The sequence below is a fragment of the Virgibacillus sp. LDC1 genome (assembly GCF_025792345.1).
In the GTDB taxonomy this organism is placed as follows: domain Bacteria; phylum Bacillota; class Bacilli; order Paenibacillales; family Paenibacillaceae; genus Paenibacillus_AQ; species Paenibacillus_AQ lautus.
On record NZ_JAOXLZ010000006.1, the window covers coordinates 38463 to 52580 of the forward strand.

The following is a 14118-nucleotide window of genomic DNA, read 5'->3' on the forward strand; positions in this document are numbered from 1 at the left end:
TTTTAAGAGGAGGATTCGCATGAAGAAAAGAATGTCACTCCTGCTTGCAATCATGCTTTTGGCCATGACGGTATTGGCAGCATGTGGAGGCGGAGAAACAGCAGAACAGCCAAGTCAAGGGGAGCAAACGGAACAAACACCACCAGCTGAAGGCGACAAAGATACTACAGAACCGCCTGCTGAAACTGGAGATGAAAGCCAAGGTTATTTCGAAGCAGCAGATCCATCTAAGAATCCAACAGCTGCTAAAAATCGTAAAGATACACTGATCGTTGGTATGACTTCACCAAAAGGTGTTTTCAACCCGTTCTTCTGGCAAACAGCATATGATAAATATGTTGTAGAAGCAATTTTTGATTCTTTCTTCACGTTGAACGGTGATGGAACGTATTCGAACCGTTTGGCAGAAAGCGTTGAAGTTTCCGAGGATAAATTAAAGTATACGTTTAAATTGAAACAGGGTGTAACTTATTCTGATGGCACACCTGTAACAGTAAAAGATTATGCATTTGCGATGAAAGTTCTTCATGATGCTAGCTATGACGGTCAATCTGATATCTTCTCGACACATGTAAAAGGTGGTCAAGAGTATCATGATGGTAAAGCAACGGACATCTCTGGTGTTAAAGTTATCGATGACCACACCATTGAGATTGAAGTAACTGAAGCAAACGCTATGACGAAGGATTCTCTGGGAGACATTTCTTTCGTACCAGAAGCATACTACGGTAAAGATTACAAACAAGGCAACCTGGAGTACATGAAGAACCTGCATACTAAACCAATCGGTAGTGGTCAGTATGTACTGAAGAGCTTCGCTCCTGGTCAAGAGGTTGTATTGGAAGCTAACCCGAACTACTTCCTGGGGGCTCCGAAAATCAAAAACGTAATTTACAAAACAACTACTGATGAAACTAAATTGGCCATGTTCCAATCCGGTGAAATCGATATGGATATGGTTACCGTTAACGAAGATACCGTAGAAGAGTTGAAATCCATGGGCTTCTTGGATATCAACATCTTCCCAACCAATGGGTACGGTTATGTTGCCATGAACCATAAAAATCCTAAGTTCCAAGATGCGAAAGTTCGTCAAGCATTATTATACGGTTTGAACCGTGCAGAAATCGTTGAAATTATCTATGGTCCTTATGCTAACGTAATCAACATTCCACAGTCGAATGTATCATGGGCATACACTACTGAAGGTATCGACGCACATGAATTCGACATCGAGAAAGCGAAGCAGCTTCTTGATGAAGCAGGCTGGGTTCCAGGTGCTGATGGCATCCGTGAAAAAGACGGCCAGAAATTTGAGATTCACTTCTCTGCAACAGCTGATAACCCGGTTGTAGATGCTTTGATTCCGGTAATGAATCAGAACTACCAAGAGCTTGGCATTAAGATCGTTGCAGAAACATTAGACTTCAATGCGATCATGGATAAGAAGGATAAAGGCGATTTCGAAATGTTCTTTGCTGCATGGGGCTTGACTCCGGATCCAGAATCCACGGTATACCGTACGGATGGACAGCAAAATGATATCGGATACTCCAATCCTGCTTATGATGCAGCAATGGATAAAGGTCTGAAAGCCTTCGATCTTGAAGAGCGTAAAGCAGCATATGCAGAAGCATATCAAGTGCTGAATCAAGACGTTCCGGATCTCCCGATTTACCAAAGACGTGATATGTGGGGTATCAACAGCCGAGTTAATGGTATGGAAATTACTCCATATAAAGACTTCGTAATTGATCTTTACAAAGTCGAACTTGAACAATAACAGCAGGAAACATATGCTCAGCTCGCAAGAGCTGGGCATATCCACTTATAAGCCGGGAGGAATATTATGAAGCAGTACATTATCCGGAGGCTGCTGCAGATTATCCCGACAATGATCGGGATCTCGATTCTCATATTTGCAATATCAGCAATGGTGCCAGGTGATTATATCACTGCAATGGATAACCCGACGATGACTGCTGAGAAAGCAGCTCAGCTTCGGGAAATTTATGGTTTGGATAAGCCGCCGGTAGAGCGTTACTTTACATGGGCTGGCAATATGTTAAAGGGCAATCTCGGAGATTCCCTTCAGCACAAACAACCGGTTACCACCGTTATGGGTAACTATGTATGGAACTCTTTTTTTATTGCTATTTTTTCGTTGATATTAAGCTGGATAATCGCTATCTTTGCTGGGGTATTCTCGGCTAAATTTCAGTATTCTTTGTTTGATAAGATCGTAACCTTATTTATCTTTTTGTGTATGTCACTGCCTTCTTTCTTTATCGGACTCCTTCTCATCAAGATTTTTGCCTTGGATTTAGGATGGTTCCCGGTTGGTAGTATGAAAACATCAGGCTTGAATGGAAACACATGGCAGCAACTGATTGACATCGCATGGCATATGTTCTTGCCAGTAACTGTACTTACAATGCTCAGCACGGGCAGCTTGACGCGGTATTTCCGTACAAGCATGCTGGAGGTTATCCGCCAGGATTACATCCGGACAGCACGTGCAAAGGGCTTAAAAGAACGTACGGTTATTTTCAAGCATGCTTTGCGTAATGCAATGCTTCCTGCGATCACTTTGATGGGCTTCGAATTGCCAAGCTTATTTGGTGGAGCCATCATCTTGGAAAAGATATTCATTTGGCCTGGGGTTGGTCAGGTATATCTGGAATCGATCAGTATGCGGGATTATCCGTTTATGCTCGGCTTCACGATATTCATCTCCGTATTGACATTGCTCGGTAACTTGTTATCTGATGTCCTGTATGGCGCCGCTGACCCAAGAATTCGCTTAAAGTAGGAGGAGATTCATTTGTCCGCAGAGGCTGCACCATTAAAAACGAATCTACCAGTATCGAAGAAGCAGCCGGATTCTCCATGGAGAATGGCCATTCGCCGTTTTTCCAGAAACCGTCTTGCTGTCATCGGACTTTTCATAATTGTATTTATGTTTTTGCTATGTTTTATTGGCCCGGTCTTTTCACCTTATTCCCTATTTGATTACAGTGTGGCTGATAAGAATTTGCCTCCAAGCTCGAAATATTGGTTAGGAACGGATAAACTGGGGCGCGATATTCTCCTGCGGATGATGCTTGCAGGCAGGATTTCCCTCACAGTAGGACTGGTAGCGACAGGTATTTCCGTTATTATTGGAGCGACGCTTGGCGCATTGGCCGGTTTTTATCGCAGATGGGTAGATACATTGATTATGCGTATTGCCGACGTATTCATGGCTTTGCCGAGCCTTCCGATTCTGATCATCTTGGGTGCGGTATTGTCTGACTTGAAGGTAGAACCTTCAGACCGCATTTATTTCTTGATGCTCATCATCGGTATATTGGGTTGGAGCGGTATTTCACGTCTCGTACGTGGTCAAATCTTAACGCTTCGCGAACAGGAGTTTATGCAAGCAACGGAAGCCTTGGGACTTAAAGATCGCCGAAAAATCTTCCGCCATCTGCTTCCTAATACGATTCCAATCATCATTGTATCTGCAACGCTTGGTGTAGCAGGGGCTATCCTGTATGAATCGGCGCTGAGTTTCCTAGGCATCGGGGTAGTTCCACCAACACCATCCTGGGGAAACATGATTTCTGCGGCAAACAACTTGATTGATTTCCGGAAGAGACCATGGTTATGGATACCGCCAGGCATGTGTATTCTGATTACCGTAGTTGCGATCAACTTGATCGGTGACGGGCTTCGCGACGCACTTGACCCGAAAATGAAGAAGTAGGAGATGCGAATATGGCAAAAGAATTAGTTGAATTCCGCAATTTAAAAACGCATTTTCAAACCTCCGCAGGAACCGTAAAAGCCGTCGACGATGTAAGCTTCAAAATCCGTGAAGGTGAAACACTGTGCGTGGTCGGTGAATCGGGCTGTGGTAAAAGCGTGACAGCCATGTCACTTATGCGTTTAATTGATACACCTCCTGTAGGAGGAGAAATTCTGTATGAAGGCAAGGACCTGCTGAAGATGAGCAAGCGTGAGATGAGCTTGATCCGTGGTAACGATATCGCCATGATCTTCCAGGAGCCCATGACCTCACTGAACCCGGTATTAACGATCGGGGAACAGATTGTAGAGCCGATTCTGCTGCATCAGCTCGTAGACCGTAAAGAAGCTAAAAAACGTGCCATCGACCTCATTAATCTGGTAGGAATACCGCGTGCGGAGAAGATTTTCGACTCCTATCCGCATGAGCTCAGCGGCGGTATGCGCCAACGGATTATGATCGCGATCGCACTCAGCTGTAATCCCAAGCTTCTGATTGCTGACGAGCCAACAACAGCACTTGATGTTACGATTCAGGCCCAAATTTTGGATTTGATGCGCGACATCAAGGGGAAGCTGAATACATCCATTATGCTGATTACGCATGACCTGGGGGTCGTAGCGGAGATGGCGGATTATGTTGTTGTTATGTATGCAGGAAAAGTCATTGAAGAAGCCCCGGTCATTGAGCTCTTCAAGCAGCCGAAGCATCCATATACCAAAGGACTTTTGAAAGCTAAGCCCATCATTAACCAGACTCAAGAACGTCTGTATTCGATTCCGGGACAGGTACCCAATCCGGTAGATCTTGGAGACAACTGTCATTTCCATGATCGCTGTGAATCGTGCATGCAGATTTGTAGAGAGAAGACACCTCCGCTCGGCACGGATCCTAACGGCCACAAGGTCGCCTGCTGGTTGTATGAAGAGGAGGGGAAAGCATAATGAGTCAAGCATTGATTGAAATTGATGGTTTGAAGAAATACTTTCCCATCACCGGTGGCATATTGCAGCGGACGGTGGGTAATGTAAGAGCCGTTGACGGAGTCAGCTTTACCATCAATAAAGGGGAATCCTTTGGGCTTGTAGGCGAATCCGGCTGCGGCAAAAGTACGATAGGTCGTACCATTCTCCGTTTGTTGGAGAAAACGGAAGGTAAAGTTATCTTTAATGGTCAGGATATCCATACATTATCCAAAGAGAAAATGCGTGCCCTGCGTCCGAAGATGCAGATCGTGTTCCAGGATCCATTCAGCTCACTGAACCCAAGAATCAAAGTGGGCGAAGCCATCGGCGAAGCACTCATTGACCATGGGTTAGTTAATCGTAGAGAATTGAAAGACCGCGTGATTGAAACACTGGAAATTTGCGGCCTTGCCGCCTATCATTACGATCGGTATCCACATGAATTTTCCGGCGGTCAGCGTCAACGGATCGGGATTGCCCGCGCGTTGATTCTGAATCCCGACTTTATCGTAGCGGATGAGCCGGTATCTGCATTGGACGTATCGATTCAAGCGCAAATCATTAACCTGCTGAGTGATTTGCAGCGCGAGAAGCAGCTGACTTACTTGTTCATTTCTCATGATCTCAGTGTTGTAGAGCATTTGTGCAACCGAATTGGGGTAATGTATCTGGGATCGATGGTAGAATTGGCAAGCAAGGAAGAGCTGTTCCGCAACCCGCTGCATCCGTATACGAAAGCATTGCTGTCTGCCGTGCCGGTACCGGACCCAACGCTGAAGCGCGATCGGATCGTACTGAAAGGCGACATCCCAAGCCCGGCGAACCCGCCATCCGGGTGCAAGTTCCATACTCGCTGTCCGCTGGCTTCAGACCTGTGCAAACAGCAAGTGCCGGAATACCGCGATGTAGGCAATAATCACTTTGTTGCTTGTCACTACGCTTAATAAGACTCTTCAAATCTAGGTTTTCTGACAGCAATTAGCGTGATGATTAGAAGATTTACACATTCATAGAAGGACTTCCTATCGTCTGCGGACGGTTGGAGGTCTTTTTCGTTTTCCGGGCACATTCGTTTTGTTTTACAAAAATTTCTATACGATAAATTCAAAAAAAAGCAGACCAAATGCCCCTTTCAACCGTCTATAACTATGGAGGGCTAATTCTATGAAAAAACGGTGGCTTTGGTTGGTCATGATGTTGTTAATGATCGTCCCGATTGTGGCGGTTGTCATAGGAAATATAGAACGAGCGGGGTTTAAGCCGAAGGTGGACGCGCGAGCGGTTGTCTTAATGGATTTAAACACCGGGCGTATTTTGCTTAGCAAAAATGGCGATATCCCCTTACCGCCTGCAAGCATGTCAAAGCTGATGACCGAGTTGGTTATTCTGGATGATATCAAAACCGGGAAGAGATCCTGGGACGATGAAGTCATAATAAGCGATCTCGCAGCGGACGTCAGAGGGGTTAAGATTTCCCTGAAATCGGGCGAAATTTTGACGGTGCGCGAATTGTTCCAGAGCATAACGGTGTATTCGGCGAATGATGCCGCCGTAGCACTTGCCGAGCATTTTGCGGGCTCCGAGGAAGCGTTTGTCCGGAAGATGAATGCCAAGGCCAAAGAGATTGGTTTATCCAGCGCGACACGATTCGTAAACGCGTCGGGAGTCGAGCGAGACACAGCCAACGATCAAGTCTGGACAACGGATGAAGAAACGGTGATGACCGCAGAGGATACAGCCAAACTGGCTGCGCATTTGATTCGAAGCCACCCCGATATTCTAAGCACCTCCAGCAAGACTCAAACGAAGATAAGTGGACGGAATTTATATTTAAGCAACACCAATTGGATGCTGCCATCGCTAGGGGGCCCTTATTCCTATGAAGGCACCGATGGATTAAAGGCAGGGTACACGGTGAATGCAGGATACTGTTTCACGGGTACCGCGGAGAAACAAGGCAGTCGGCTTGTTGCCGTAGTCATGGGTACTGAGTCCAAAGAAGCAAGATTTGAAGAGACACGCAAGCTGTTTGACTACGGATTCGCTAAAACGTTAACATGGAAAGAGCGGCTGGATGACTGGTTTCAATATTCGGGAATCTCAGCCACGATTACGCGTGATAAGAGACCTGTTTAGCGGATCGATGAAGATTTGGTAGATTTATAGAACTGCCCGTGAAGGGTTCACATTTGACAATAATCTGGTTTACAATAGATGATGTGTGAAACTGGCCTACTGATATGAAGTGAGTCAACGGGAGGAGTTCCCGTTTAATAAGGAAGGAGGGTGAGCCAAGTAGCTTGGGGTGCAAGCAAGGACCTTTAACGATCTGACTTATCCATTAATTTATTTTATAATAAAGAAGGAATTGAACTCATGAAGAGGAAATCAATATATATTACTCTCGCTTTGGTCATACTGCTTGGCTCAACCGCGTTTCTGTTCAGAACGCAGCTAGCGGTTGTAGCATTTGATCTGTTCATGGCAAAGGATGTAGAGGAATCATTGCAGAAATCGTATAAACCGCTCCAAAGCGACAAGACACCCGAACCTGTCGTGCTCCAGAGCGAGCCGTTCTCGGTTATGCTGCTCGGGAGCGACCAGCGGGAGGATGAACCTGCGCGTTCGGACACGCTGATCTATGCGGTTGTACGCCCCATGGAGTCCAAAGTGCTCTTAATTTCGGTTCCAAGGGACACGTATGTCGATATTATCGGTAAGGACAAGAAAGACAAGATTAACCACGCGTTTGCATTTGGCGGTCATCAAATGGCCAAAGATACGATGGAGGCATTTTTCGAAGAAGAGCTTGATTATTATGCTTCCATTAATTTTCAGGGCTTGAAGGATGTTGTTGATGCCATTGGGGGCGTGGAGCTGCCGATCGGCAAGGATATCGTCAATAAAGGCAGAGACCATGAGAAATTCACGATTGAAGCCAACAAACCGATTTATAACGGCGAGGAAGCTTTGAATTATGTCCGTTATCGAGAAGATAGCGACTTTAATCGTGCGAAGAGACAGCAAGTGTTTTTGGACGTAGCGGCCAAGCGGGTGATGAAGCTTGATCAGATCGGCAAGGTGCCTGAATTGATTGAGATCATGGGAGATAATTTCCAGACCGATATGCAGCCTAAGTTCATTATTGACCTGGCAAAGCAGATGCTAACCGGGGGCAAAGTGGATATGACCAGCTATACGATCATGGGGGAAGGCATGAAAATTGGCGGCGTCTATTACAATGAGCCTGACATGGAAGACGTGCAGGAGGCCCGGGATTTGATTGACAGCTGGATGAACCCGGATACACCGGCTGACCAGCTGCTGCAGCCCAAAGATGCTGAGAAGCAAAAGTTGAAATAAATAAACACCGGTCCACCCGGATGATGTCATAGTACGTTGCTTCATCTCAATCAGCAGTCGGATGGCTGCTGATTTTGTGCCCTATACAAGGAATCAGAACGACGAAGTTAACGTATGTATGAGTATGGATAGGGGAAGGAGTAACCTGCATACCTAGGCTTTAAATCAGGAAGGTTACTTAACATGACTTCAGAAGTTGGAGTCATAAGGAGGATAATGCATTATGAATATCGCTTTTTTTCTATTACCCAAGCAGGAAGTGATCTGTTTAACACTGGATTCTACGCTCAGGCAGACGCTGGAACGGATGGAGTTTCACCGATATACGGCCGTGCCCGTACTGGATAAGAACGGCCAGTATGCAGGGACTGTCACGGAAGGTGATCTGTTGTGGCACATGAAGAATTCAGAAGGCAAAATCACTTTTGAGAACGCTTCGAAATTTTTGTTGAAGGATGTTCCTTTTCGTATGGACATCAAGCCGGTGTCGATTGACGCCCGGATGGAGGATCTGATTAATCTGGCCAAGGTGCAGAACTTTGTGCCTGTGGTGGACGATATGAACCGCTTTATCGGCATTGTACGCAGAAGCCTCATTATTGAGTACTGTGAACGATTTGTCTCCAAGGAGACGGTGGAGTCCCACGGTGCATCATAATCAAGTAGGCTTGTAAAATAATCAAGGGCGTGGGACCACGATCACAATGTGGATAACACGCCCTATTTTTGTAGAAGTGAGGCAGCAGTGCAAGAGCGGGGAGGAATAAGCGGGGTCCGATTGGAGTACAAAGAGAAGGTGGGTTATCGTTTGCCTACTGGGACTAAGGATGGACAGGGGGCACTGGGCCTTTGTGTGGGCGGCTTTTTTTTATGCTATAATGGAGAATAAAGCTGTTTTCAGGGAGAGATGGATATGCCAAATATGCCGAAGGACTTGGATGTAGCTAAACGCGCCAAAGTGATTGAATGGCTCAAAACCGAAGTAATTGACAATGTATCCCGGTTATTCAAAGCTCTATGGGAAGGCAGCACTACAAAGGTTGGAGACAGTTTGGTAAGCCTGATGATGAGCTCATACATACTGGGCCGAAGGCTCGGCTTGACCTATCGGGATTTGGATGATCTCTTGTTAGAGAAATTGAAAAAGCATAAGCAGGAAGGACATCAGCTGGAAGATTGGTACCAGGATATTTCCGCGCTCGAAGAACATTTGCGTAAGAGGTGAACATATTGAAACTGCGCTGGACCACGGCGGTATGGAGCGTTATTTATTTGCTTCTGCTGCTATCACTACTCACACCCTTTTCGATCGTAACGGCTTTCTTGTTAGTTCTGCCGGTTGCGATTCTGTTTACGGCTTTGAATACAAAATCATTTATCATGCATGTGGTGCCGGTATGGCTGATCGCGCTTCTGATTCATCCCATTTATGTGTTATTTGCGATCTATTTTGCCGTTCCGGGAATTGTCATGGGGTATTTGTACCGGAAGCGGAAGGCAGCCATGCAGGTATTGAAGTACGGCATGGCTGTCATGCTGGTGGAAATGCTCCTTCTGCTCATGATCAGCACAGCCTTCTTCCAATTAAATCTGTCGGAGTATGTGGATGAGATTGTGAAGATGACGACCGCTCCGCTCACTGAGATGGGTGTAGAAGGAGGTCTGGGAGGACAGTTCCTTGGCACCGAACTCGATACACAGTTCATTAAAGATCAAACGATGCGCCTGGTTCCATTTGCGATGATTATCAGTTCGTTCCTTATGACGGTGGTAACCCATGCTTTGGCTCGTCCTACACTGGGCAGCATGGGCTTGTCCGTGCCGCGGCTGAAGCCGGCTAGAGAATGGATGCTGCCGCGTTCCCTGATCTGGTACTACTTGCTCATTTTTTTCATCAACATGGCAACCGTCAATTCGGACAATACCTTCATGAAAATGATTGTGGCAAACGCCACGCCTTTGCTGCAGATCTGCTTCATGATCCAAGCGCTGGGGTTCTTCTACTATCTCGCTCACGAACGGAAGTGGCATCCGATTGTACCGCTTTTGACGGCTATACCGATTGTGCTGTTCCCGCCGGCTATGATTATCGGAATCCTGGACTTGGCGTTTCCACTTCGTCAGGCGTTTAGTAAAACCAAAAGATAGGGTGATGAGTCATGCCTAAATTTCTGCAGAAGCGCTGGCACGGCTATCATACCGTCTGGGCGTTTGCGCTGGTGCTTCTGCTTGTTATTTTTCTGTCGTTCTACAATACCATTCTGGGGCTGGTCGGGCTGCTGCTTGCGGTGGTAGGCGGCTATGCGATGCTGAAGACGGAGATGAAATTCCGCCGCGAGCTGGTGGATTACATTGGAGATCTGTCATTTCGAATTCAGCGGGTAGAGGGCGAAGCGGTCAGCGTGCTGCCATTTGGCATTGTGCTGTACAGCGAGGACAAGACAGTGGAGTGGCATAACCAATTCGTGGTCAATATGTTTCCGCATCAGTCGTTGGTCGGCGTCTCCTTACAGGAGTTGTTTCCCCAACTGGTTGTAGCGATAAGGGAAGCTCAAGAGAAGAAGGATAACAAGGAGAAGCTGCCGAAGGAAATTCGTCTGGAGATCTCCCACGAGGATAAGTTCTATGGAGCAACGGTCATTCCGGATGAGCGACTGATCTATCTGGATGAGATTACCGAGCTGGCCGTGCTGAGGCAGCGGTATGAGGATGAGCGATTGGCCTTGGGCATTATCATGATGGATAACATCGATGAGGCCTCGCAGGGGATGGATGATCAACAGCGGACGGCATTGATTGCGAAGGTAACCAGTGAGATCACCGATTGGGCGCGTGAATTTAACGTCTATTTGCGGAGACTTTCCTCAGACCGCTATTTGATGATGCTGAACCACAGGTCGCTCGATGCACTGGAGAACAGCCGTTTTCTCATCTTGGATGAGGTCCGGGAGATGACGGCGGATCTGAAGGTACCGTTAACGCTAAGCGTTGGTCTTGCTTTCGGTTCAGACGACATTACGGAGCTGGGGCAGCTGGCCCAATCCAGTTTGGATATGGCGCTGGGCCGCGGCGGAGATCAGGCGGCTGTCAAAGCGGGTCAGAGGCTCTCTTTCTATGGCGGTAAATCCAATGCCGTGGAGAAACGAACGCGCGTAAGAGCACGCGTCATCTCCCATGCGCTGCGTGATTTGATGCAGGAGAGCGACAAAGTGATCATTATGGGCCATAAGCTGCCGGATATGGACGTGGTCGGCGCTGCAATCGGCGTGCTGAAGGCAGCCCAGATGTATAAAGTGGAGGCTTATATCGTGATGGAGGGAATGAATCCGTCCATTTCGAGGCTTATGGAAGAGGTCCGGAAGGACGAAGCCTTGATGAACCGATTCATCTCCACCGAACAAGCGATGCAGATGATGACAGAGCATACACTGCTCGTTGTTGTGGATACGCATAAAGCCTCCATGACGATGGAGCCGCGGCTGGTTCATCGTGCAAGCCGGGTCGTTGTGATGGATCATCACCGACGCGGGGAAGAGTTTATTAACGACGCAGTGCTGATCTATCTTGAACCGTATGCCTCTTCAACCTGCGAGCTGGTTACGGAGGTGCTGCAGTATATTCATGAACGGGTATCCCTTACGCCGGTTGAGGCGACGGCTTTATTGGCGGGGATCACGGTGGACACCAAGCATTTTGCCCTCCACACGGGTTCGAGAACGTTTGAGGCTGCCGGATTCCTGCGGCGTCACGGAGCCGATACGATGATGATTCAGCGGGTGCTCAAGGAAGATCTGACAGAATTTATAGCGAAGGCAGAAATCGTGAAACATGCTAAAATGGTATATGACCATATCGCCATTGCGGTATCGAAGAGCGGGGAGCCCATGCCGCAGCTATTGATCGCTCAAGTAGCGGATATGCTGCTGAATATGACGGATGTGCAGGCATCGTTTGTTATTAGCGAACGCACAGACGGCAAGATTGGCATTAGCGCCCGCTCCATGGGCAAGATGAATGTTCAGATGATTATGGAACGTCTCGGGGGAGGCGGACATTTAACGAACGCCGCAGTACAACTGGATACGACGCCTGAGAAAGCCGAGGAGAAGTTGATGGAAGTACTGAAGGACATCGAAGCGAAAGAGGGGTTATTTGAATGAAAGTCATTTTCATAAAAGATATGAAGGGTCAAGGCAAGAAAGGCGAAGTGAAGGAAGTTTCGGAAGGATACGCAACGAACTTCCTGATTCCGCGGGGAGTCGCTCGTCCGGCAACCGACGGCAACATGAAGACGCTGGAGCAGCAGCAGGCTTCCGAGGAGAAGCGTAAGGCTCAGGAGAAGGAAGAGGCGCAGGCGCTCGGCAAAAAGCTGGAAGAGATGACGGTTGTCCTGAAAGCTAAAGCTGGAGAGGGCGGCCGTTTGTTCGGGGCCATCACCAGCAAGCAAATTGCTGAAGCTCTGGCAGGACAGAAGATCAAAATCGACAAACGCAAAATTGAACTTAGCGATCCGATCCGCAGTCTGGGTGTTACCCAGATTCCGGTGAAGCTGCACCCTGACGTCAAGGCGACGCTCAAGGTTCAAATTACGGAGGAGTAATATGGGAGGAGAACTCTATTTCGATCGGGTCCCCCCGCAGAACCTTGAGGCAGAGCAGGCGGTGCTGGGTGCCATTCTGCTGCAAAGTGAAGCGCTGATTACAGCGATGGAGCGGGTGCAGGCCGAGGACTTCTACGACAAAACGCATCAGATGATCTATGAAGTTATGGTGCAGCTCGGGGAAGGCAATCAACCGATCGATCTGGTGACCCTTACATCTCTCCTGCAAGATAAAGGGCAGCTGGAAGAGGTCGGAGGCGTCAGCTATTTAGCCAAGCTGGCTCATGCGGTCCCGACGGCTGCGAACGTAGATTATTACGCCCAGATCATCGAAGAGAAATCGATGCTGCGGCGGTTGATTCGAACCGCAACACAAATTGTCAGTGAAGGATATACCGGAGGGGAAGATGTATCCGGTATGCTCAGCGAGGCGGAGCGCCGCATTCTCGAGATTTCCAATCGACGCACAGGCAGCGGATTTATTGCGATCCGCGATGTGCTGATGGAAGTGTTCGAGAAGGTGGAGGTTCTCCATCAGAACCGGGGGAACACAACGGGAATTCCATCCGGGTTCGTGGACTTGGACAAAATGACAAGCGGATTCCAGCGCAACGACTTGATCATCGTAGCTGCCCGTCCTTCCGTAGGTAAAACCGCATTTGCATTGAATATTGCCCAGAACGTGGCGATTCGTGCCAAGGAAACCGTAGCTATCTTCAGTCTGGAGATGTCGGCGCCGCAGCTCGTACAGCGTATGATCTGTGCTGAGGCTAACCTGGATGCCGGCGTCATGCGTAACGGGGATTTCAAAGGTGATGAGGATTGGTCCAAGCTGACGATGGGCATTGCCGCTCTGTCGGAAGCTGAGATTTACATTGATGATACACCGGGCGTAACGGTTGCTGATATTCGTGCGAAGTGTCGTCGTCTGAAGAAGGAGAAGGGGCTCGGCATGATCCTGATCGATTACCTCCAGCTCATTCATGGACGCGGCAAGGCCGGGGAGAACCGGCAGCAGGAGGTATCCGAGATCTCGCGTACGCTTAAACAAATCGCCCGTGAGCTCGAAGTGCCGGTTATTGCGCTGTCACAGCTCAGCCGGGGCGTGGAGCAGCGTCAGGATAAGCGTCCGATGATGAGTGACCTTCGGGAATCCGGTTCGATCGAGCAGGATGCCGATATCGTTGCGTTCTTATACCGGGATGATTATTACAATCAGGAAACCGAGAAGAAGAACATCATCGAGATCATCATTGCCAAACAGCGTAATGGTCCTGTAGGCACCGTGGAACTGGTCTTTTTGAAGAACTTTAATAAATTCGTCAATTACGAGCGAACGCATGCCGACGCCTTCGCTGCTGGATGACGACGATACAGATTAGCCGCGATTCTAGGGTGTC

The 14118-nt window shown here is 48.0% G+C and carries 13 protein-coding genes; all 13 read left to right on the forward strand.

From position 1 onward, the window contains the following. The first annotated feature begins 19 nt into the window (after window positions 1–19). The 13 genes from OHJ21_RS28125 to dnaB all read left to right on the forward strand — a co-directional run bounded on the left by OHJ21_RS28125 (window position 20) and on the right by dnaB (window position 14084). Entirely contained in the window at window positions 20–1783 is a 1764-nt protein-coding gene (locus tag OHJ21_RS28125) for an ABC transporter substrate-binding protein (RefSeq protein WP_100541325.1), read from the forward strand. 66 nt (window positions 1784–1849) lie between these two features. Beyond that, entirely contained in the window at window positions 1850–2812 is a 963-nt protein-coding gene (locus tag OHJ21_RS28130) for an ABC transporter permease (protein ID WP_100541324.1), read from the forward strand. Window positions 2813–2824: 12 nt separating this feature from the next. Beyond that, a complete protein-coding gene (gene opp4C, locus OHJ21_RS28135; protein WP_100541323.1) occupies window positions 2825–3748 on the forward strand; it encodes an oligopeptide ABC transporter permease in 924 nt (307 codons plus the stop codon). 11 nt (window positions 3749–3759) lie between these two features. Further along, a complete protein-coding gene (locus OHJ21_RS28140; protein WP_100541322.1) occupies window positions 3760–4734 on the forward strand; it encodes an ABC transporter ATP-binding protein in 975 nt (324 codons plus the stop codon). Beyond that, window positions 4734–5699: an ABC transporter ATP-binding protein gene (locus OHJ21_RS28145; protein ID WP_100541321.1), complete on the forward strand. Its 966-nt coding sequence runs from the start codon at window positions 4734–4736 to the stop codon at window positions 5697–5699. Before OHJ21_RS28140 ends, OHJ21_RS28145 begins: the two co-directional genes overlap by 1 nt. A gap of 220 nt (window positions 5700–5919) precedes the next feature. Then, the gene (locus OHJ21_RS28150; RefSeq protein WP_486021738.1) at window positions 5920–6891 is read left to right on the forward strand and encodes a D-alanyl-D-alanine carboxypeptidase family protein; all 972 of its coding nucleotides are present in this window, start codon (window positions 5920–5922) and stop codon (window positions 6889–6891) included. A 240-nt stretch (window positions 6892–7131) separates the two neighbouring features. Beyond that, window positions 7132–8118 carry an LCP family protein gene (locus OHJ21_RS28155; RefSeq protein WP_127592766.1) on the forward strand — a complete coding sequence of 329 codons (987 nt, stop codon included), beginning with the start codon at window positions 7132–7134 and terminating at the stop codon, window positions 8116–8118. Window positions 8119–8341: 223 nt separating this feature from the next. Then, window positions 8342–8776 (forward strand): CBS domain-containing protein, encoded by a 435-nt coding sequence (locus OHJ21_RS28160; protein ID WP_100541318.1) that lies wholly within the window; start codon window positions 8342–8344, stop codon window positions 8774–8776. Between the two features lie 264 nt (window positions 8777–9040). Next, complete coding sequence (locus OHJ21_RS28165; RefSeq protein WP_174819218.1) at window positions 9041–9343, forward strand: MazG-like family protein; 303 nt, start codon at window positions 9041–9043, stop codon at window positions 9341–9343. Further along, a complete protein-coding gene (locus OHJ21_RS28170) occupies window positions 9340–10266 on the forward strand; it encodes a DUF2232 domain-containing protein (RefSeq protein ID WP_326118484.1) in 927 nt (308 codons plus the stop codon). Before OHJ21_RS28165 ends, OHJ21_RS28170 begins: the two co-directional genes overlap by 4 nt. Before the next feature lie 11 nt (window positions 10267–10277). Next, window positions 10278–12278 carry a DHH family phosphoesterase gene (locus OHJ21_RS28175; protein WP_100541316.1) on the forward strand — a complete coding sequence of 667 codons (2001 nt, stop codon included), beginning with the start codon at window positions 10278–10280 and terminating at the stop codon, window positions 12276–12278. Next, window positions 12275–12718: a 50S ribosomal protein L9 gene (gene rplI / locus OHJ21_RS28180; protein WP_071219349.1), complete on the forward strand. Its 444-nt coding sequence runs from the start codon at window positions 12275–12277 to the stop codon at window positions 12716–12718. The genes OHJ21_RS28175 and rplI overlap by 4 nt, the downstream gene beginning before the upstream one ends. 1 nt (window position 12719) lies before the next feature. Then, window positions 12720–14084: a replicative DNA helicase gene (dnaB, locus tag OHJ21_RS28185; protein WP_071219350.1), complete on the forward strand. Its 1365-nt coding sequence runs from the start codon at window positions 12720–12722 to the stop codon at window positions 14082–14084. Window positions 14085–14118 lie beyond the last annotated feature (34 nt).

Bases quoted from the DNA above. Each gene is read 5' to 3' on its own strand.
- OHJ21_RS28130 (WP_100541324.1), top strand. From the start codon at position 1,850: ATGAAGCAGTACATTATCCGGAGGCTGCTGCAGATTATCCCGACAATG.
- OHJ21_RS28165 (WP_174819218.1), top strand. From the start codon at position 9,041: ATGCCGAAGGACTTGGATGTAGCTAAACGCGCCAAAGTGATTGAATGG.
- OHJ21_RS28155 (WP_127592766.1), top strand. From the start codon at position 7,132: ATGAAGAGGAAATCAATATATATTACTCTCGCTTTGGTCATACTGCTT.
- OHJ21_RS28175 (WP_100541316.1), top strand. From the start codon at position 10,278: ATGCCTAAATTTCTGCAGAAGCGCTGGCACGGCTATCATACCGTCTGG.
- OHJ21_RS28140 (WP_100541322.1), top strand. From the start codon at position 3,760: ATGGCAAAAGAATTAGTTGAATTCCGCAATTTAAAAACGCATTTTCAA.
- dnaB (WP_071219350.1), top strand. From the start codon at position 12,720: ATGGGAGGAGAACTCTATTTCGATCGGGTCCCCCCGCAGAACCTTGAG.
- rplI (WP_071219349.1), top strand. From the start codon at position 12,275: ATGAAAGTCATTTTCATAAAAGATATGAAGGGTCAAGGCAAGAAAGGC.
- OHJ21_RS28150 (WP_486021738.1), top strand. From the start codon at position 5,920: ATGAAAAAACGGTGGCTTTGGTTGGTCATGATGTTGTTAATGATCGTC.
- OHJ21_RS28145 (WP_100541321.1), top strand. From the start codon at position 4,734: ATGAGTCAAGCATTGATTGAAATTGATGGTTTGAAGAAATACTTTCCC.
- OHJ21_RS28125 (WP_100541325.1), top strand. From the start codon at position 20: ATGAAGAAAAGAATGTCACTCCTGCTTGCAATCATGCTTTTGGCCATG.
- OHJ21_RS28160 (WP_100541318.1), top strand. From the start codon at position 8,342: ATGAATATCGCTTTTTTTCTATTACCCAAGCAGGAAGTGATCTGTTTA.